Source organism: Bradyrhizobium paxllaeri (assembly GCF_001693515.2).
GTDB classification, from domain to species: Bacteria; Pseudomonadota; Alphaproteobacteria; order Rhizobiales; family Xanthobacteraceae; genus Bradyrhizobium; species Bradyrhizobium paxllaeri.
In genome coordinates this window covers 1,239,368-1,257,378 of the sequence record NZ_CP042968.1, presented here as the reverse complement: position 1 = coordinate 1,257,378, position 18,011 = coordinate 1,239,368, and the positions used below count along the sequence as shown (strand labels likewise).

Sequence of the window (18,011 nt, the reverse complement as noted above, 5' to 3'; positions counted from 1 at the left end):
ATTCTGCAAAAGACATGCTCAGATTACGCCAATTGTTCGAAAAACCACAAGGCCATAACTTTGCCTGAAGCGGCCGCACGGGGCCGAAACGCAAATGGCGAGGAACGCATCCGATGGAATTCGGCGTATTCATTCTGGCGCAGCAGCGCGGCTATCACCAAACCTCGCAGCAGGTCATCAACAATGCCGTCGAACAGACCGTCGCGGCCGAGGCGGCCGGCTTCGATACGGCCTGGTACGCCGAGCATCATTTCAACAATTACAGCCTGTGTCCCTCGCCACTGATGATGGTGTCGCATTGCGCGGGCCTGACCAAGCGGATCCGGCTCGGCTCTGCTGTGTGCGTGCTGCCGCTTTACAATCCGGCGCGGTTGTTGGGCGAGATCGGCTTTGCCGACACGGTCTCGAACGGCCGGCTCGACCTCGGCATCGGCTCGGGATACCAGCAGTTCGAGTTCGACCGCTTCGGCGTCGGCCTGAAGGACTCGCATTCGCTGTTCGCGGAGTTCTACGATGTCCTTCAGGCGGGCATGAAGGAACGCATATTCTCGTACTCCGGCAAGCACCTTCAGATGCCGCCGACGGCGATCGCCGTTCGCACGATCCAGAAGCCGATGCCGCCGATCTGGGTGACATCGGGGCATCCGGAGACGCTCGGCCGCGCTATCAGCGACAATCACAATTTGTTCGTGACCGCCCTTCTCAACGGTCTCGACGCCATCAAGGCGCTGCGCGAACGACTCGAAGGCATTGCATCCAAGGAAGGACGCTCGATCGACGACACGCATTTCGGCTTCCTGCGCTGCGCCTATGCCAGCGACAATGAGAATGAAATTCACGCCTACCTCGACAATGCCCGCTTCCAGCGTCGGCTGTCGGAAAGCCTGAAATTCCGACGCGCCCAAAGCGACGACGGTTACCTGATCAAGGAGGAAGCCGGACCGAATGACATGAGCCTGGAGACGATGCGCAGCAATCTGCCGGTCGGCAGTGTCAACCAGGTGATCGATCGCATGCTGGAGGAGATCAGCATCTTGAAGCCGCCCCACATCGCGCTCCAGACCCAACTCGGCGATTTCGACCAGCGCACGATGCTCCGTCAGATCGATCTGTGGGGCAGCAAGATCATTCCGGCGATCCGGCGCGAACTCCGCTCAAGCCGGCCCGCAGACAGGCTCGCCGGGGAAGCGGCCCCGGCATAGAGCAGTTGTCAGTATCGAGGCGACCCTGGAGGACCACATGGGCTGTCAATTTCTCCCGATGAGCGACGTCCGCTCCGTCGAGGCGGCGGAGTTTCGCGAGGCCATGCGGAATCTGGCGAGCGGCGTCGCCGTCGTCGCGACGGGAACCGAGACCAAGCGACGCGGTCTGACCGTGAGTTCGGTCACGTCGCTGTGCATGGACCCGCCCTGCCTGCTGGTGGGCGTCAACCTGACATCGGAAACGCATGATGCGATCCTCGCCACCGGTCGTTTCGGTGTGAGCCTTCTCGGCGACGGACAGCAGGATCTCGCTCTTCGTTTCGCCGGGCAGAATGGCGTCAAGGGTGTCCAACGCTTCGAGACGGCGGCCTGGGAGCAAGGCATCCTCGACGTGCCGCTGTTGCGATCCGCCGTCGGCGCGCTGGAGTGCGTGCTGCATCACCACCACGTCGTCGGCACCCACGGCCTCTTCGTCGGAAGAATCGTGGCCACGCGCGGAGGTAAGGGCGATCCTTTGGTCAATTTTCAAGGCGCGCTACGGACATTGCCGCAGCCCTAATCCCCCGACGCGCGCGCTTGCATCGGCAAGCCCGCTACTCGCTCACTCCTGAAGCAGACTTCGGAACGGACCGACGCATGATCGTCGAATGCTCGCCGGAAGGCGGAATCCAGCTAACGGAGCCGTTTGATTTCCGCAGGTTCAAGCTCGTGCTGAAAGGCGAAGCAAGTGCCGAGTCGCGCGCGTGGCGGGGCGTCACTTTTGTCGATGACCGCAATGCCCTCGTTCCCATCCAACTGGTACCCACGTTGAATGGCCGTCCCGACGATGACAGTTGGGAACCGGCCTTTGCCGAGATGGTCGCGAAAGCCCGCGAGCACGGCTGGATCGAGGCAGATGCAATCCGTGCCCACGTCGAACGCCAGCCTTGATCGCACCACCTCGCGACGCAGTCCCGCTAAAGCATGATCCGGAAAAGTGTGTAGCGGTTTTCCGAAAAGATCATGCTCAGACAAAAAGCTAGAGCGGGATGACGATTCGAAGAAACGTCATCACGCTTTAGTTCGAGGATGTATCGACCTTCTTCCAGGTCTGGTCGGGGTTGAACCGCGCGATACGCAGGGCGAGCAAGGCGGTGCGGGCGCCGAGGTCTTTCTGGTAGACCACGCCATTATGGTTGACCAGGAAGGTCATCACGCCCGAATTGCCGTATTCGGCGGGCCAGGCGAGCAGCGCGAAGCCGCCGATCATCTTTCCCTTCACGATATAGTTGAGTTCGCCGCCCGTCGCATTCGCCCCCTGCTGCGTCAGGATCTTGAAATAATAGCCGTGATAGGGAGTAGCCCCTTCTCCGGCCTTGTATCCCTCGGCGGACGCCTTCGCGGCGAGTTCGCCGAGCGGACTGTCGTCACCCGGCCAGTAGAGCCCATCTTTCTTGCCCGATGTGCTGACGATGCGCTGCGCATAGACGCCAACGCCCGCGCCGCGATCCTTCTCCGCATATTCGTTCTGCGCGTCGACAACAGCGAGAGCGGTCTGGATCGCATCGAGCTCATTGCGGCCGATGCGGCGGTACAGAATTTCGAGGCGTCCCGCCGCTGTGTCGAATTCCCACGCGGCCTTGTTCTTCACCAGCGGGATCGGGAATGGGAAGTCGTCATTGCCGAGAATGATCGTCGCCTTGTTGTCGCCCTCGTTCTTGATCGAGTGCTTCGCGGTCCAGGCCGTGTTGAAGCGCTCGAGCGTTTCCTTGTCGGCGACATCATCACCGGAGGAGACGATGTCCGCTCCATCAGGGCCAAGCACCTGCAGGATGCTTTTCTCGGCTCCCGACTTGACGGCATCTGCCAGCGCCGTCGCCGCCTCATCGGGAGTCTTGAAGGTCTGTTGCGCGCTGGCGGGAAACGACAGCAGGCACAGCATGACCGCAGCAGCCGGAGCGAAAAACCGGGTGCGAACGGAGTCGATCGAATGACGGATCGTCATGGTCACATCCTCGATTGCGTCGGAATCTGTGCGCCTGACGCGACCCAGTCGCGGTAGGTGCGGAATTTCAGTCCGAGCCTGTCGTAGTGGACGCGCAGATAGCCGTCGCCGCCGCGGGTCACCGCGTCCGGTTTCACCATCTGCACTTCCTGCGCCATCACGCCGACATAGGACTTGGTGCTGCCGAGATAGCTGAAGCGGTAGTAGCCGAGGCCGTTACGGAGATGACCGAGCAGCGTGATGTCGTGCTTCAGCTCAATGTCGGAGCGCCGCCCGCCGCCAAATCCGCCGCCGCCCCGGAAGCCCCCGCCGCCACCGCCGCGGAAGCCGCCACCACCTCCCATCGCGGCTCGACCGCCGAAACCTCCGCCCCGTCCGGCCATGGCCATGCCGCCGCGCGGGCCCATGCTCGCCATGCTGGTCCGGCCGCGGGCCGCATGCGCAGCAGCGCCCCTGCCCGCTGACACATTCATGGCTCCGCCGCGTCCGCCGCCGCGGTCTGCGCGCGCGCCGCCGCCGCGATTGGCAGCCTTGGCGCGATCTCCGCCGCCCGCCTTGGCGCGATCGGCCGCGCCCGGCCGGTTGCCGCCACGATCTCCGACGCGATCGCCACCGCGATTGCCGGCACGATTGCCGGCCCTGTCACCAGCGCGATCACCGGCACGATCTCCGATGCGATCACCCGCACCCGGACGATCACCACCAGGCTTCAGCACCTGCTGGCCGTCGCGGCCGCGAAAATCCATCCGGTTGCCGGCACCCGCCTTCAGATTGTTGTTGCCGAAGCGATCCGCGACGCGCGCGTTGGCGTATTTGACGCCCTGGCGGTGCGCCGGGTTGTGCTGCCAGTTGTTTCCGACGTTGGTTATCCTGTTGTAGTGATTGACGTAGAGGTTGCGGTTGCCCCAGTTGAAGCCGCCGCCCCAGTAATTGCCCCAGCGCGCGATGGCCCAGCCGGTGCCGAAGGCAAGCCCGGCCGCGATCACTCCGGCGCCGAGATAGGACGGATATCCGAAGTAATAGGGCGGATACTCCGCGTAAGGCCATTCGCCGTACACGGTGGCGGGATCGTAATAGGGCACGTACATCGTCGACGGGTTGGCCTGCTCGATCACGATCACGTCGCGATTGTCCTGTTTCTGAACGCTCACCTTCTGCTGCTTGTTGGTCGCCAGCTTGTTGCGCGCCTGCGCTTTGGCCCGCAGCCGCTGGACCGCATCCATCACATCCGGCTGCTGCGCCAGCACGGCATCACCAAGGTCTTTGGTCCAGTCGATCTTGTCGCTCATCATCGCGAGCACGTCGGGGGTGGAAGCGAGCGCCTTGACGCTGTCGTCCCATCCCTGCTTGTCGACGGCCGCCTTCAGCGCATCGCCCTTCAAGCTCTTGTTGCCTTTCACCCAGCGGTCGCCCTGCACCACTTCCAGCGGATAAGTCGATGCCGCCAGCACATTGGCGAGCAACTCGTCCGGATAGAGCGCGATCGGCGCAACCAGCGCTTCGAGCTGCCCGGGCTTCAGGAGCTGCTGCTCGGCTTGCGGTTGGGGCGGCGGGCTGCTCGGGGGTTGAGCGGCCGCCGGCGGCTGGCTGGTTTGGGCGGATGGCGCCGGTTGATTGTCTGTCGTTTGTGCCATGGTTGCGATCGGCGTCGCCAACAGGAACGCCCACGCAAGCAGGATTTTGCCGCAACGGAACATCGTCGCTCTCCTCCAGATTGCTGGGCCAGCTTCAAGCAGTGGCGAGGCCGAAGGTTTGATAAAGATCAAAGGAATTCAGTCAGGCCTAACCCCGAACCTGTTCCCGCGCCTTGCCGCCCTGTTGCGGCGCAAGAACAAGCCGGCGGTCGTGAATCAGGTTTTCCAGCCGGTGTGCTGCCACATTCAACGCGGTGACATCGCGGGTTTCGTCCTCGCCGGCGGCAGCCTTGAGGCGCTGCGTCTGCAGGATGCGGTCGATTTCGCGCTCGATCTCGTCGAGCTCGGCCTCTTTGCCGCTGACCCGGATGCGCCGCCCCAGCGCATAGAGCGCATCAAGCGCCTGCTCGCGGGTCTGCGGCCCGTCCGCGCGCAGGAATTTCCAGGCAGCGGCGAGCACGGACACCAGTCCGCCAGCGATCATCGGCGCCAGGAAGATGATGTTGCCCCATTTGTCGAGGAAACTTTCCTGCGTGCCATTATAGAAGGCTGCTGCGCCGGGATGCACCGGCAGGTGAGCATCCGCATCCGTATCGGGCGCCGTCACCTGAGCGAGGATCGGCAACTCCGTGAGCAGGTCGCGACGCGCATTCATCACCGATTGCGTCAGATCCGTGATGAGATCGTTGCTGAGCTTCTTTTGCGCGACGAGATAGAACGAGGTGCGGAGCGTCGTCAGGTCCTCCGCGGGAACAGGCGGCGCGCCGCGCAAGGTACCCTTCGGCACCTCATAGCTCTCATAGGCGCGATCCCGCCCGGCAATGGCGCCGGCCTGCTCGATCGGAATCAGCACCGGCGACATCTTGGTGTTCTGTGGAAACAGGCTACGGATCAGCGTCAGGTATTTTTCGGCAAGCGGCACCACGATCAAGATCGCGCGGACCTCCTTTGCCTCAAGCGCCTTTCGCGCGTCCGCGGGCGCCACGTTCTTGAAGATCACGTTGGCTCGGGGGAGATCGTACTCGTCGCTCAATTCCTTGACGATCTTCCGATTGACGTCACCGCCGACGACCCCCACGGTAACCCGCTTCAATCCGGCGATATCCGAGATCGGCGAGCCCGGCGGCGCGACCAGCAACGCCACCGCATGCGCGACCACCACGACCGCTTGCGCCTGTGACAGATCGCCGACATCGCCGCGCACGATCGCAAGATCGACCTTGCCGGAGGAGAAGGCTGTCGCCGCATCCAGCACGCTGCCGGTCTCGACCATGTTGAACCGCACGGGCGCGTTCAACTGCGTCAGCTTGCGCGCGATGGCCGTCACCAGCCGGCTCGCCTCCCCATCCAGCGACCCCACCGCGACCGTCAATGTCGTCGGCTTCGTGTACCAGCGATATCCAAGAAAGCCGGCGCCTGCCACCAGCAGGAAGACGCCGGCCACCAGGGCGATCCGCAGCCAGGTCGGCAATCTCATCGGGTTCATGCGGCGTGCTCTGACAGTGCCTCAGGCGACCGTCGATCCGAACAGCCGCTTTGCCAAGGCTCGGTCGACATCAAGCCAACCGCGCGCGAGCCGATCCATTGATCCAGATCAACGCTGCCCGGCTTCGCCCTGCAAGAGTCGAGCAGCCGGCGCCCACCCACCCGGCAAGCCGCTCCCCCAGAGCGACACCAAGAGGCCGTCACCCCCATGGCGGCCTCTTACCTTGCAGGGTGATGCCGGAGTTTCGAACATGCGCACGTCAAAGCTGATCGCCGCCACGCTTGCCGCCTTGCTGCTGGCCTGGTCGCAAGCGGCCGCGGAGGACAAGATGGTGGTCGACATGAGCAGGATGACGTGCGGCGAGCTTACCAAGCTCGGCTTCCAGGATTTCGCCGGCATCACGATGTGGCTGAGCGGCTATTACAATGCGAGCGTCCGCAACACCACCATTGACCTCTACCAGTTCGCGCAAGCCGCCAAGACCGTGAAGGACTTTTGCGCGACAAGCCCGCGCGCGACGGTGATGTCGGCCGCCGAGCGGGCGCTCGGAATCAAGATGCCGCGAGCGCGCTAGAGTGCACCAGCGGCAACCGGATCCGGAACAGCGCGCCCTCTCCGCTCCGGTTTTCTGCTGAAATCTCGCCGTCATGCGCCTCGACGATGGTGCGCGCGATGGACAGTCCCATCCCCATGCCGCTGGGCTTGGAGGTGTAGAAGGGCTCGAATATTTCCGCCAGTTTTCCGGCGAGGATGCCCGGGCCATGATCGGCAATCTCGATCTCGGCGTAATCGCGATCCCGCGCGGTGCGCACGACGATCCGGCGCCGCGCTCTATCCAGATGCGCCATCGCGTCCGCAGCGTTCATGAACAGGTTGAGCAGGACCTGCTGCAGTTGAATACGGTCTCCCTTCACAGGGAGGGGGACAGCGCTGAGCGCTCTTTCCACGGTAACTCCTCTCGCATGGGCAAGGCCGGATACGAGATCGAGGGTCTCGCCGACCGCCTCGTTGAGGTCGATCTCCCTGGCCTCGAACGGCGCACGCTTCAGCAGACTGCGCAACCGTCTGATCACCTCCCCTGCGCGCTGGTCGTCGCGCCTTATGTCGGAAAGTATCTCCTTCAGCTCGCTCACGTCGAGCGTCGGCGAATCCAGCATCAGGGCTGCGGTCTCGGTGTTGACGAGGATCGAGCCGAGCGGCTGGTTGAGCTCATGGGCGATCGACGTGGTGAGCTCGCCCGCCATGGAATAGCGGTTGACATGGGCGAGTTCCGACATGCGCTGGCGCGCCTCGACCTCGGCGAAACGACGGCGCCGCCGCTCGTAGAGCAAGATAGAGATCAGCGCCGCCTGCAGCAGGACAACACCGCAGGCGGCCGCGATCTGCCAACGGTATTTCTCCCAGGCAGAGGCCTCGCGAAAATAGACCTCGCTACCCGGCGGCAGCAGCGCTTCGCTAATGCCCCATCGCTGCAATTCTCGCCAATCGTATTTGGCCGCTGCAAATTCGCTGGGTGGTGTCTTGATGTCGCCCGGGTTCTCACCACCGAGAATGCGAATTGCCACGCTCACGGCGGTCCGGCTGCGGCCGAGCGCCGAATGCATCGGCCCGCCGACGATTTCCCTGCCGAAGAACGAGTCGTCATGCGTAAAGATCGGCGCATTGGCGACGTTGTAGAGCCTCGTCAGCGCCCGGCCGCCTTCGTGCGCGACACCGGTGGCATCGGCAACCATTTGGTACCAGAAGATCGCGGAGTGCGACGGCAGGGTGGCAAGCTGCCTCAGCGTGTCCTCATAGGGCAGCTTGTCGTACCACCTTATCTCTATTCTTCCCTCGAGCGGCTTCAGCTCCCTCACCATTTCGCCTCGCCAGAATCGCTCGTTCGGCGAGTCGCCATTCACGATCGCGATCGTCTTTGTGTCAGGCGATATCCTGAGGAAGTTCTCGAACAGAACGAGGAATCTGTGGGTGACCGCGACGACCGTGTCATTGCTGGTCAAAGCGGAATGCTGGACACGGCGAGCCTCAATGGTCGTAAACAGCATCGGCGTTGCAGGAAAAAGCTGCGCGCGGTTGCGTTGAATGAACGAAGCCGCGGGCGCGCCGACAACGATGACGAGGTCGGGCAGATGGTTGGCGTAGAGCGCCTGCAGATACTGAAGAAACGGGGTTTCCGAATTGACGTCGGCGGAGCGCGCAGCAACGAGGGAATGCTCCTGAACATCCAGCGGCCAGGGCGACTGGCGGTCCAGCTCGGCGCGCATGGTCCTCGCATATTCGTTCCAGGGCCGAAATTCCCGGCCGACCGAGTGCAGAATCATGATCCGTTTGTGGTCGGGCTGGCCGGCGTAGACCGGTGCCGAGCTGATCAACGCCAACAGCACGAAAAGGCGCCAGACCATTCTGGTCAGACGCCTTTCGCCGATCTTGATCCCCGAGCGACCCGTCACCGCTGCCTAGCTTCCTGTTGCACAGCACAACACGAAGCCATAGCAGCATGATTTAGCGCGCAGGGAAACTGTGGCAAAGTCCCCCTCGCCGGTTACCTGGCACCACCCGCTAGCAGCGCGTGACGACCCGGCCGTAGGCATCCACCGCCTGGACGCAACCCGATCCGTAGTAGGCGCCGGCCGCGGCTCCCGCGGCAGCGGCACCCGCACCGACCGCAACGGCCCGCCGCGTGGTACGCCGCGCCACGCCGGCATAGCTCATCGGCGTCAGCGGACGTCCAATGCGCGCCTCCGCCGACGTGACCAGGCCGTTGTTCACTGCAGTCTCGCCGTTCCAGAACAGGCCGACGGCGAGCGCAGCGGCGGCGGCAAAAGTGAAAGTCAATTTGCGCGAGGCGGTCATTTCTTTGCTCCTGCGGGTGTGCCGGGCGGAATTTCGTCGAACTCGATCATGACGGCAGAATCGAGCGCGACCTTGGTTGCGTCTGTCGGCGGCTTGAACGCAAAATCGCCGTCGGCGTTCGCCTCCGTCTTCCAGTCCTTGATCTTCAGCGTGTATTGCGGTGCGCCGGTCACGGTCTTGCTGGTGATCACATATTTGCGCGGCACGGGTTTTGCGCCGGGCTCGACCCAGATCTGCCAGTCGGTGTCGACACCGCGAAACGCCAGATGTTCGCATTCGACGCCGTCTACCACGCCGAGCCCGATATGCTTGCCTTCGACGACGTCGGCCATCAACTGGTCGTAGGAATTGGAAAGCAGCAAGTCGGCGCCGGGCAGCCCCGCGCCCGATCGGGACTGCAGCGTGTCGATCACCTGATCCACGGTGCCCGCGAGATCGGACTGCACATAGGATTTTGCGTTGTTACCGTAGAGCGAGACCGTCTTGCCGTCATAGACCAGCTCGACATCGGCATAGCCGCCGGTGCGGCGGACGCGCAGCTTGTCGGGACGATTCATCTTCATTTCGCCGGAGCTCGTGAACTGGATCTTCTGCAACCCCGGCGTGACAATCTCGATGTCGCTGTCGAATTTTGCCGAGAGCGATTTCTGACCGGCGAGATAGTCTGTCATGCCTTTCAGGATTTTGGCGGGATCGTCGGCGCGTGCGCCTTGCGTTGCGACAAGGGAAAGCACGCCGATCGAGATAGCCGTCGCCGAAGTGCGGAGCAATGTCCGGCGGTGTGTTTCAGTAGCCATAAGGTCCTCCATGGTGCGCGGCATTCAACCCGTGCCATGGAGTGCGGCCTTGACTTGAATCAAGGCATCGCCCGACCGTATCTCGGCTACGGCGTCGGACAACGCGCGTATTTGATTTCCATGCCCGACATCCCCGGAAACAGGCGCATGACGGTGTTGGCGTCCACTTCCCTGAGATTGAACTGCACGCTTTGCAGCATGATATCGGAGGCGCAGGCCGCCAGGAGGTTGATGGTCGCCCCTTCATCCTTTTTTGCCTTGATACGGCAGCGCGCGAATTTTCCGGTGATCTGGTCGCCCTCGATGATGAAGCCGCCGCCATAGACGTCGGACATGTCGGTGAAGGTAATCTGGTTGCCCTTGCGCGTGAAAACCTTGCCGCAATTTTCGGCGTCGCTCGCCCACGCGCCGTTGAGGTCAAAGGCGCCGGCAGAACCGCAAAGTCCGAGCGAGACGCCAAGCAGGAGCGCCGCAGATGCGGCGTTGGTGTGAAAGCGATTCATCTCATCTTTTCCCCTCAGTGACCGCTCATCACCAGCGTCTTGACCGGCAGCAACAGCGCCTGGATGCGCAGCAAGAGCGCATGCACGAGGCCGGTGGCATCGACGGCATGCAGGGCAAAGCCTTTCAGCGCACCGGTCTTCGGGTCGGCGATCACATCGTGATTGCTGGTATAGGCATTGACGATGCAGCTGGAGCCCGGCGTGACCCCCTCAAGTCCGCCTTTGTAAAGCGGCTCCAGGAAGACGAGGATCGTGCCGGGCCTTTGCAGGTTCTGCGGATCGATCAACTGCTCGCCGCTCCGGAACTGTCCGGCTGCGATGTAATCCTGCACGGTCGTGACGACGAGCGGAATGATCGCCCAGGGCCTCGAGATGCAGGTCGCTTCCGCGACCATCCCCGGCTTCATGACCTGGGCCTCGATCTGGCCGAAGCCGGCCTGCAGGATATTTCGGCCGGCGCCTTCAGGGATCAACACGCCGGCTGGCCGCATGAGCTGATTGACCACATCCCCGGTGCGAACGAGAAACTGCTCGACCCGTCCGTCGATACCTGCCCGCACGTAGGTCTTGTCGAGATCGACCTGCGCCTGCGCCATCGCGGCCTCGGCGCTCGCCTTCTCGGCGGGTAGCAGCGTCGAGACTCGCAACACCGCTGACTCCTTCACGGCATTTGCTGCGTCGACGCCGGACTGTCGCTGATCGACCAGCACCTGCAGTTTTTCGATGTCGCGTTGCGGCACGATGCCGGGATTGCGCCGCTGCAACTCGCTCTTGACGTCCAGTTCGTCCCTGGCCTGCTGCAAGTTGGCCTTTGCTTCGCCAACCTGGGCGTCCGCCTTGACGACATCCGCCCTCGCGCTGATCATCGCGGCCTCAACTTCGGCGACCTTGCGCCTGGCGGTTTCGACCGCGGCCTGCTGTCTGGAGCTGTCGAGCCGGAACAGGACATCGCCCTTTTTCACCGGCTCACTGAAGCCGACATTCACCTCGGCGACGCGGCCGGAGCCTTCAGGCAGGATAGGCACCGTGCGGAAGTAGATCGCCGCCGACGTGGTCGAGGGGTGGAAATAGAAGATCATCGTGATCAACCCGATGGTCAACATCAGGCAGCCCGTGATGCCCCAGCGCAGTTCATACCAGACCGAAAAGAATGTGATCTCCTTGCCGAACCGCTTGCCCTGCACATAACGGCGATAGAGGTAGTCCGGGAGGATCGTCACCAGCGAACAGATCATCAGCTCAAGCATGGCTGCGTACCTCTTCCTTCGCGGCGCTCCTGGCGCCGGACTTGCCGCCTGACGTAGCTGGTGCTTCGGAAATCGGCTCGGCCTCGGGCGTGCCCGGCGCAGCGTCGGCAATGCGTTCGACCGATCCGGCAATGCTGCGCAACGGCGTGCTGAAATCGGGCAGGTCGATCATCGCGAGCAACAGGCCCGCGATCCAGAAGATATGCATGTGGGTAAAGAGCGAGATCAAGCCGAGAACGGCGACGATTTCGAACTGCAGCTTGTGCGTCCTGTGCGCCATCCGCTCCGGCAGGCTATGCAATTTCCAGTACAGGGTGCCGACCCACAAGATGACACCCACAAGGAAAATTCCCATCACCACCATCAGTGTGTCCGATCCGTCCGGACCCGGGATGAAGAACGGCAGATGGTGGGGCGCCAACGGATGTATCTGTTCACTCAAAGCTCGTACTCCCCCTGTCAGGTCGCCCGAAGGCCCCGCCCCGCGTGCAGAGTGGGGACTATGGTCTCCCAATGCTTGATCTGAATCAAGAAGTGCCCTGCGGCCCCAGCCGTAACGTTGGAACATCCAATGCGGCGAACGGTCATTCGGGAGAGACGTACATGGCCAAGATCGACGACCTGATCCCCAGCGCGAAGGAAATCCAGAAGCAGGCGGCGTTGAAGGAGGCGCAAAAGGCGGACGAGATGGCCAAGCGGCTGGCTGCGACAGAGGCCGAAAAGCATGCCCTGATCGACAAGCTGAGCCAGCCGTCGGGCCTGTCCGAGGATGAGAAGGTCAAGCTTGCCTCGACCGTGATCCAGCGAGCGGTGCGCAACGGATTGACGGAGGTGCAGGTCTACCGCTTTCCGAATTCGCTGTGCACCGACCGCGGCCGAGCCATCAACCAGATGGAAAAAGGCTGGGAAAAGACCCTGACCGGAATCCCCAAGGAGATCTTCCAGCTCTGGAGCGACTATCTGCAGCCGCGCGGCTATCGCATCCGCTACCAGATCGTCGATTTTCCCGGCGGCGTGCCCGGCGACATCAGCATCACCATCAGCTGGGACGCCTAGCGCGACCGATCGCCATTGAACCGGGAATCATTGCGCATGTCCAAGAACGGCAGCCAGTCGAAGACGAAGATGAAGCGGAAGGAGTATGAGAAGGAGTTGCGCAAGCTCCAGGTGCAGCTCTGCCATCTGCAGGAATGGGTCAAGCAGGAAAAGCTCCGGGTCATCATCCTGTTCGAGGGCCGCGACGCCGCCGGCAAGGGTGGCACCATCAAGGCCCTCACCGAAAAGGTCAGCCCGCGGGTGTTTCGCGTGGTCGCACTGCCCGCGCCCTCCGACCGGCAGAAAACCCAGCTATTCCTGCAGCGCTATGTCGAGCAGTTTCCCGCCGGCGGCGAGATCGTGATCTTCGACCGCAGCTGGTACAATCGCGCCGGCGTCGAGTATGTCATGGGATTCTGCTCGCAGGCGGAACACAAGCGTTTCCTGGAGCTGTGCCCGCATATCGAGAAAATCGCGGTCGAAGGCGGCATCATCCTGATCAAGCTGTGGCTCGAGGTCGGGATGGAGGAGCAAGAAATCCGCTTCAACGCACGCATCGAGGATCCCCTGCGGCAATGGAAGCTGAGCCCGATGGACACCGAGTCGTTCGGGCGCTGGTACGATTACTCGCGGGCGCGCGACATGATGCTCGAGGCGACCGACACCAAGCACGCGCCGTGGCACCTGATCCGCTCCGACGACAAGCGAAAGGCGCGGCTGAACGTCATCTCACACATTCTCGGCACGATCCCCTACAAGAAGATCGCGCGCGACCAGGTCAAGCTGCCGAAGCGCTCCCACAAGGGCCGCTACGATGACCAGGCCAGCCTGCGTGGCATGAAGTTCGTCGAAGAGCGGTACTAGGTTCGCAAACGGGAGCCGCGCGGGCGGCTCCCGCCGCTTCTGTTCATCGCATCGCGATCGTCACGCCGCCGACGGCCGCCGAGACTTCGGCGCCGACCCTGGGCCCGCTGAGTTGCAGGATGACGCCTTTGGCATTCTGCAACTGGACGCCGCCGGCCCCTGCCGCCACCGCACCTCCCGCGCCGACCACGGCGTAGCTGCCGGCGAGATCGCCTGGGCTGCGCAGGTTCAATGCCCTGCCGGTGAATTTTGTCGTGGAGGCGCCGACCGTGAATCCCACACTCATGCCTGACACGGTGAACGGATACTTCTTGCCGCGAAAGGTCAGGACGCCCTCCCCGCCGCCGACGCCGACGATGAAACCGCCCTTGGTAAACACGACGGCAACCGAACCGACCTCCGCCATCGTCGGCGTCGCAAGTCCGGCCGAGACCAACAATCCCAGCACGGCAGCCAGCATCATTCGCTTCCGATACTTCTTCATGGCATTTCCTTCTAGGGTTTGAGCCGGACCACCATGATCCGGGCTCCAGACTGCGGCCGGCCTATTGCGCGAGGATCATTGCGAAATAGCCGAACACGGTAAGCAGGATGTTGGTGTCCTCAGACATGTCGGAGCTCCGGGAAGCTTGCGGCGACGGTTGGCCGATGCTGTTCCGCTTCCCGCGGCATCCTTTGATTCAAGTCAACGCAAGCTGGTCTTGAGCGCAGCGCCTCGCATTCGACGCGTCACCGCACGCGGCGGTGCAGTCAGCCGGCCTTCAGATCGCCGAGCAAACTATCCATCCTTCGGGTCCAGTTGGCGCTGTCAGTCTTGTCGGCGAGGCCATCTGCCTGCAGGACGTCGCGGACCTGCCCGCGGGCGCCGACGATCTGGAAAGCGATGCCGCGCGCGGCAAGCTCGTCATGGAGGTCGTGCAGCATCCGGGCGCCTGCGAGATCAATGAAAGGCGAGGATGAAAGGCCGCAGACGACCAGCCTGGTGTCTGGCGCTGCCGCGAGCCTTGCCAGCACGGCGTCAAGAACTGTTTCCGCATTGATGTAGAGCAGCGACGCTTCCGGCCGGAAGGCGATGATCCCGGCAAGCGGCTCGACGTCCGGATTGCGCGCGCTGTCGGCATAGCGGCCGGTTCCCCGCACCCGGCCGAGAAAGGCGATGTTCGGTTGCGAGGCCCGCGCCAGCAGCAGGAAGATCGAAGCGAGCGCCGCCAGCAAAATGCCTTGCAGGATGCCGAGCAGCAGCACGGAGACCAGGGCAATCGCCGCGGCAAAAAAATCGATCCGGCTGATCCGCCACATGCGCTTGAGCGCGGCAACGTCGACGAGCTTGTACACTGCCGTGAAGACGATCGCCGCCAGCACGGCCTTCGGAAGATTTGTCAGAAGACCGGTGAGGAAGAGCAGGCAGATCGCCAGTGTCAGCGAGCAAATGACGAGCGCGAGCGGCGTTTTCGCGCCGGCCTGGTCGTTGACGGCGGATTGCGACAATCCGCCTGCGACCGGATAACCATGGCCGAGCGATACCGCGAGATTGGCCGCGCCCAGCCCCAGAAATTCCTGCCGCACGTCGAGGACGTAGCCGTGCTTGGCCGCAAAGCTCCGCGCTGCCGAGACGCCTTCGACATAGGCGAGCAGCAGGATGCCGGCGGCGAGCGGAAACAATTCATCGAAATCCAGAAGCCCGAAGGTCGGCATAGCGAGGCTCGGCAACCCCTTCGGGATTTCGCCGGTGACGGGAACCCCGAGCGCGGGCAGGCCAAGCGCCGTCGCGACGAGGATCGACAGGATGACGACGGCAAGCCCGACCGGTCTGCCCGGCAAGGCACGTTCGCCGAACAGGAGCAGCAGGACCGCGACAAGACCGACCGCCAGCACGATCCAGTGAATGCCATGAAGTTGCCCGACGAGCATGATCAGGCGGTCGAAGAAATGGCGTCCGCCGCCGGCAACGCCGAACAGGCTCGGCAGTTGCGTCATGATGATGGTGAGGCCGGCGCCGGCCTTGAAGCCAACCAGAATGCTGTCACTGATCAGGCGCACCAGCATGCTGAGCCGGAAAATCCAGGCAATCAGGCAGAGCGCCGCAACGGTAAAGGCTGCCAGGCTCGCGATCTGGGCATAGCGGACGTAATCGCCTCCCGCCAGTGCCCCGACCGTAGCGGCGATCATCAGCGAAATCGCCGAGGTCGGCCCGACCGCAAGCTGCCGCGACGAGCCGAGCAGCGCATAGCCGAGACCGCCGAGCATATAGCCGTAGACACCGACCTGCGGCGGCAGCCCGGCGAGCGCCGCATAGGCCAGCGACACGGGAATCGCGTAGGCGGCGAGCGTCACGCCGGCAATGACGTCGTGGCGTAACCAGCCGGCGCGGTATTCGGCGAACCACTGCGCTGGAGGAAAAAGTCTGGTCTCTCTCAATTTCATGAATATCCCTCATCGCGGTTCTGCCGCTTCGGCCGGGCGCGTTGCCGCGCAGCGCAGCAGCACGCGCAGCCCCTCCGTTGATCCAGATCAACGTTTCGCTCTGCGGGCCAACAAGACTTCGGAAGGGCCCCGAACCTGGATGCAAGGCATGCGCCTGCTACGCCTGCTGATCATCGCCGCAAGCGTCATGACAGCGTCATTGGCGACCGCAGCCGATGAACCGCAATTGCAGGAAGAGGTGTGGGCACTGCCCCTGCCCGTTCCGACCATCGCCTATGTGGTGCGCCCGGTCGGCGACGGCCCCTTCCCGCTCGCCATCATGAACCACGGCGTATCGCTCGATCCCAAGCAGCGCAGCTTCTTTCCGCTGGTCGAATTCCGCGATGCGGCGATGTGGTTCGCACGGCGCGGCTACATGGTGGTGGCGCCGTCCGGCCCCGGTTACGGCGCGACGGCTCTCGACATACCGGAGGCCGGAATCTTCACTGTGTTCTTCTCGAAGATCGGCAAGTGCAGCAATCCCAATTTCCGCGATGCGGGGCTCGCAGCCGCCCAGCTCAATCTCTGGATCATCGAGTACATGACCGAGCTGAAGCGGATTGTCCCCGGCAACGTCATTGTCATTGGCCAGTCCGCAGGCGGCTGGGGCTCGATCGCCTTGTCGAGCGCTAATCCTCCGCCGGTCAAGGCGATCATCACCTTCGCCGCAGGACGGGGCGGCCGCGTCGACGGAAAGCCGCATAACAATTGCGCACCGGACCTGCTGGTGGAAGCAGCGGGCAACTTCGGCCGTACGTCGCGGGTGCCGATGCTGTGGCTGTACATCGAGAACGACACCTTTTTCGGACCGGAGTTGTCGAAGCGAATGCATGCGGCTTTCACCGCCGCAGGCGGTAATGCGGAGTACCATCTGTTTCCGCCTCATGGCGGCGATGGGCACTTCTTCGTCGGCTCGCCGGACGCCGTCGCGATCTGGTCGCCAATAGTCGGCGCTTTTCTCGACAAGCACAGGTGAGCAACCATGCGACATTCAGCGAGGCTATCTCTATGCTTCGGCATTGCAATCGTCCTGGCGGCGAATGAACCGACATTCGCGCAACAATCGGCAAAGCCCGCGGCAGACGAATTCGCCCTGCGCGGCCAGCGCGAGGCCCGTAGCATCAGGTATGGTGAGTGGCAAAAGGTCTGCTTCAAGCCGGGCGGCGCACAGACAGTCTGCCGCACCGCCATCAGCGGCACCTTCGAGACCGGCCAGACGGCGGTGCGCGTCTATGTGACCGAGCGCGAGAACGACAGCACGGCACGGCTGCAGCTGTTCCTGCCGGTCGGGCTATACATGCCGCCCGGCGTCAAGCTCAGTGTGGACAAGGGGCCGGAACACAAAATTCCCTACACCTGGTGCCTCACCAACACCTGCATCGCCGGCGACGTCGCCAGCCCTGCTTTGCTTGGCGAGTTGGAGAGGGGCAAGAGCCTGACGGTGGAGGTCGTCGACACGAACTTGCTCGAGGTCACCACCTCGTTGCCGCTCGACAAGTTTGCCGCCGTTCGCAACGGCGCGCCGGAAAAAGTCTTCGAGCAGAAGATCGACGAATGAGCTACGCGAGAGCCGCCGCCCGCTCGATCGGCTCGATCAGCGACTGCGCGGTAAACGGCTTTGTCAGATAAGCGATGCATCCGGAGGCCATGGCGGCCATGCGCGTGGCGTCGCTGTCGTTGCCGGTGATGTAGATGACCGGCACGTTCACGCCCGATTCCGCCAATTGATGACGCAACTCGATGCCCGATCCGTCGCTCAGATTGATATCGAGCACGAGGCAGAACGCCGCATCGAAATTGTCATGATTTTTTAGCGCACTCGCTGTTTCGAACGGCACAGCTTCAAAGCCATGCCGCCCGAGCAGCCGGCGCATACCCTTCAGCATCGAGGGGTCATCATCAACGACAAAGACGGCTTTGCGATGCAACAAGGTGCTCCGCCT

20 protein-coding genes are annotated in these 18,011 nt (G+C 63.0%); 8 read left to right on the top strand and 12 right to left on the bottom strand.

All coding sequences use genetic code 11. The features are described from left to right. The first annotated feature begins 113 nt into the window (after window positions 1-113). The 3 genes from LMTR21_RS05910 to LMTR21_RS05900 all read left to right on the top strand — a co-directional run bounded on the left by LMTR21_RS05910 (window position 114) and on the right by LMTR21_RS05900 (window position 2,132). A complete protein-coding gene (locus LMTR21_RS05910) occupies window positions 114-1,202 on the top strand; it encodes an LLM class flavin-dependent oxidoreductase (RefSeq protein WP_065755694.1) in 1,089 nt (362 codons plus the stop codon). 37 nt (window positions 1,203-1,239) lie between these two features. After that, a complete protein-coding gene (locus tag LMTR21_RS05905) occupies window positions 1,240-1,761 on the top strand; it encodes a flavin reductase family protein (protein WP_246175223.1) in 522 nt (173 codons plus the stop codon). A 77-nt stretch (window positions 1,762-1,838) separates the two neighbouring features. Beyond that, window positions 1,839-2,132 carry a hypothetical protein gene (locus LMTR21_RS05900; RefSeq protein WP_065755692.1) on the top strand — a complete coding sequence of 98 codons (294 nt, stop codon included), beginning with the start codon at window positions 1,839-1,841 and terminating at the stop codon, window positions 2,130-2,132. Window positions 2,133-2,259: 127 nt separating this feature from the next. Here the strand turns inward: LMTR21_RS05900 and LMTR21_RS05895 are convergent, their stop codons facing one another. From LMTR21_RS05895 to LMTR21_RS05885, 3 genes are all read right to left on the bottom strand, one after another. Beyond that, a complete protein-coding gene (locus tag LMTR21_RS05895) occupies window positions 2,260-3,186 on the bottom strand; it encodes a DUF2950 domain-containing protein (protein WP_065755691.1) in 927 nt (308 codons plus the stop codon). Between the two features lie 2 nt (window positions 3,187-3,188). Beyond that, entirely contained in the window at window positions 3,189-4,883 is a 1,695-nt protein-coding gene (locus LMTR21_RS05890) for a DUF3300 domain-containing protein (RefSeq protein WP_065755690.1), read from the bottom strand. Between the two features lie 85 nt (window positions 4,884-4,968). Continuing rightward, a complete protein-coding gene (locus LMTR21_RS05885) occupies window positions 4,969-6,306 on the bottom strand; it encodes a TAXI family TRAP transporter solute-binding subunit (protein WP_065755689.1) in 1,338 nt (445 codons plus the stop codon). Window positions 6,307-6,556: 250 nt separating this feature from the next. Here LMTR21_RS05885 and LMTR21_RS39920 point away from each other — a divergent pair, with 250 nt between their 5' ends. Beyond that, entirely contained in the window at window positions 6,557-6,880 is a 324-nt protein-coding gene (locus LMTR21_RS39920) for an HdeA/HdeB family chaperone (protein WP_065755688.1), read from the top strand. Here LMTR21_RS39920 and LMTR21_RS05875 read toward each other — a convergent pair. From LMTR21_RS05875 to LMTR21_RS05850, 6 genes are all read right to left on the bottom strand, one after another. Beyond that, a complete protein-coding gene (locus LMTR21_RS05875; protein WP_065755687.1) occupies window positions 6,858-8,708 on the bottom strand; it encodes a sensor histidine kinase in 1,851 nt (616 codons plus the stop codon). The genes LMTR21_RS39920 and LMTR21_RS05875 overlap by 23 nt on opposite strands. Window positions 8,709-8,865: 157 nt before the next feature. Beyond that, on the bottom strand, window positions 8,866-9,159 hold the full coding sequence (locus LMTR21_RS05870; RefSeq protein WP_065755686.1) for a hypothetical protein: 294 nt from the start codon (window positions 9,157-9,159) through the stop codon (window positions 8,866-8,868). Next, window positions 9,156-9,956: a DUF2092 domain-containing protein gene (locus LMTR21_RS05865; protein WP_065755869.1), complete on the bottom strand. Its 801-nt coding sequence runs from the start codon at window positions 9,954-9,956 to the stop codon at window positions 9,156-9,158. Before LMTR21_RS05865 ends, LMTR21_RS05870 begins: the two co-directional genes overlap by 4 nt. A gap of 86 nt (window positions 9,957-10,042) precedes the next feature. Continuing rightward, a complete protein-coding gene (locus tag LMTR21_RS05860) occupies window positions 10,043-10,459 on the bottom strand; it encodes a hypothetical protein (RefSeq protein ID WP_065755685.1) in 417 nt (138 codons plus the stop codon). Between the two features lie 14 nt (window positions 10,460-10,473). After that, entirely contained in the window at window positions 10,474-11,706 is a 1,233-nt protein-coding gene (locus LMTR21_RS05855; RefSeq protein WP_065755684.1) for an HlyD family secretion protein, read from the bottom strand. Next, window positions 11,699-12,148 carry a hypothetical protein gene (locus LMTR21_RS05850; RefSeq protein ID WP_246175210.1) on the bottom strand — a complete coding sequence of 150 codons (450 nt, stop codon included), beginning with the start codon at window positions 12,146-12,148 and terminating at the stop codon, window positions 11,699-11,701. Before LMTR21_RS05850 ends, LMTR21_RS05855 begins: the two co-directional genes overlap by 8 nt. Window positions 12,149-12,309: 161 nt before the next feature. Here LMTR21_RS05850 and LMTR21_RS05845 point away from each other — a divergent pair, with 161 nt between their 5' ends. After that, a complete protein-coding gene (locus LMTR21_RS05845; RefSeq protein ID WP_065755682.1) occupies window positions 12,310-12,762 on the top strand; it encodes a hypothetical protein in 453 nt (150 codons plus the stop codon). Between the two features lie 36 nt (window positions 12,763-12,798). Further along, window positions 12,799-13,605, top strand: a complete 807-nt coding sequence (gene ppk2 / locus LMTR21_RS05840; protein WP_065755681.1) for a polyphosphate kinase 2 — start codon at window positions 12,799-12,801, stop codon at window positions 13,603-13,605. Between the two features lie 43 nt (window positions 13,606-13,648). Here the strand turns inward: ppk2 and LMTR21_RS05835 are convergent, their stop codons facing one another. Then, window positions 13,649-14,089 (bottom strand): hypothetical protein, encoded by a 441-nt coding sequence (locus LMTR21_RS05835; RefSeq protein WP_065755680.1) that lies wholly within the window; start codon window positions 14,087-14,089, stop codon window positions 13,649-13,651. A 266-nt stretch (window positions 14,090-14,355) separates the two neighbouring features. Then, entirely contained in the window at window positions 14,356-16,029 is a 1,674-nt protein-coding gene (locus LMTR21_RS05830; RefSeq protein WP_065755679.1) for a SulP family inorganic anion transporter, read from the bottom strand. Between the two features lie 148 nt (window positions 16,030-16,177). On the opposite strand from LMTR21_RS05830, the gene LMTR21_RS05825 reads away from it, so the two are divergent. After that, complete coding sequence (locus LMTR21_RS05825) at window positions 16,178-17,044, top strand: alpha/beta hydrolase family protein (RefSeq protein WP_065755867.1); 867 nt, start codon at window positions 16,178-16,180, stop codon at window positions 17,042-17,044. A 6-nt stretch (window positions 17,045-17,050) separates the two neighbouring features. Further along, the gene (locus LMTR21_RS05820) at window positions 17,051-17,626 is read left to right on the top strand and encodes an invasion associated locus B family protein (RefSeq protein ID WP_065755678.1); all 576 of its coding nucleotides are present in this window, start codon (window positions 17,051-17,053) and stop codon (window positions 17,624-17,626) included. 1 nt (window position 17,627) lies between these two features. Here LMTR21_RS05820 and LMTR21_RS05815 read toward each other — a convergent pair whose 3' ends face one another. Beyond that, complete coding sequence (locus LMTR21_RS05815) at window positions 17,628-17,942, bottom strand: response regulator (protein WP_246175208.1); 315 nt, start codon at window positions 17,940-17,942, stop codon at window positions 17,628-17,630. Between the last annotated feature and the right edge of the window lie 69 nt (window positions 17,943-18,011).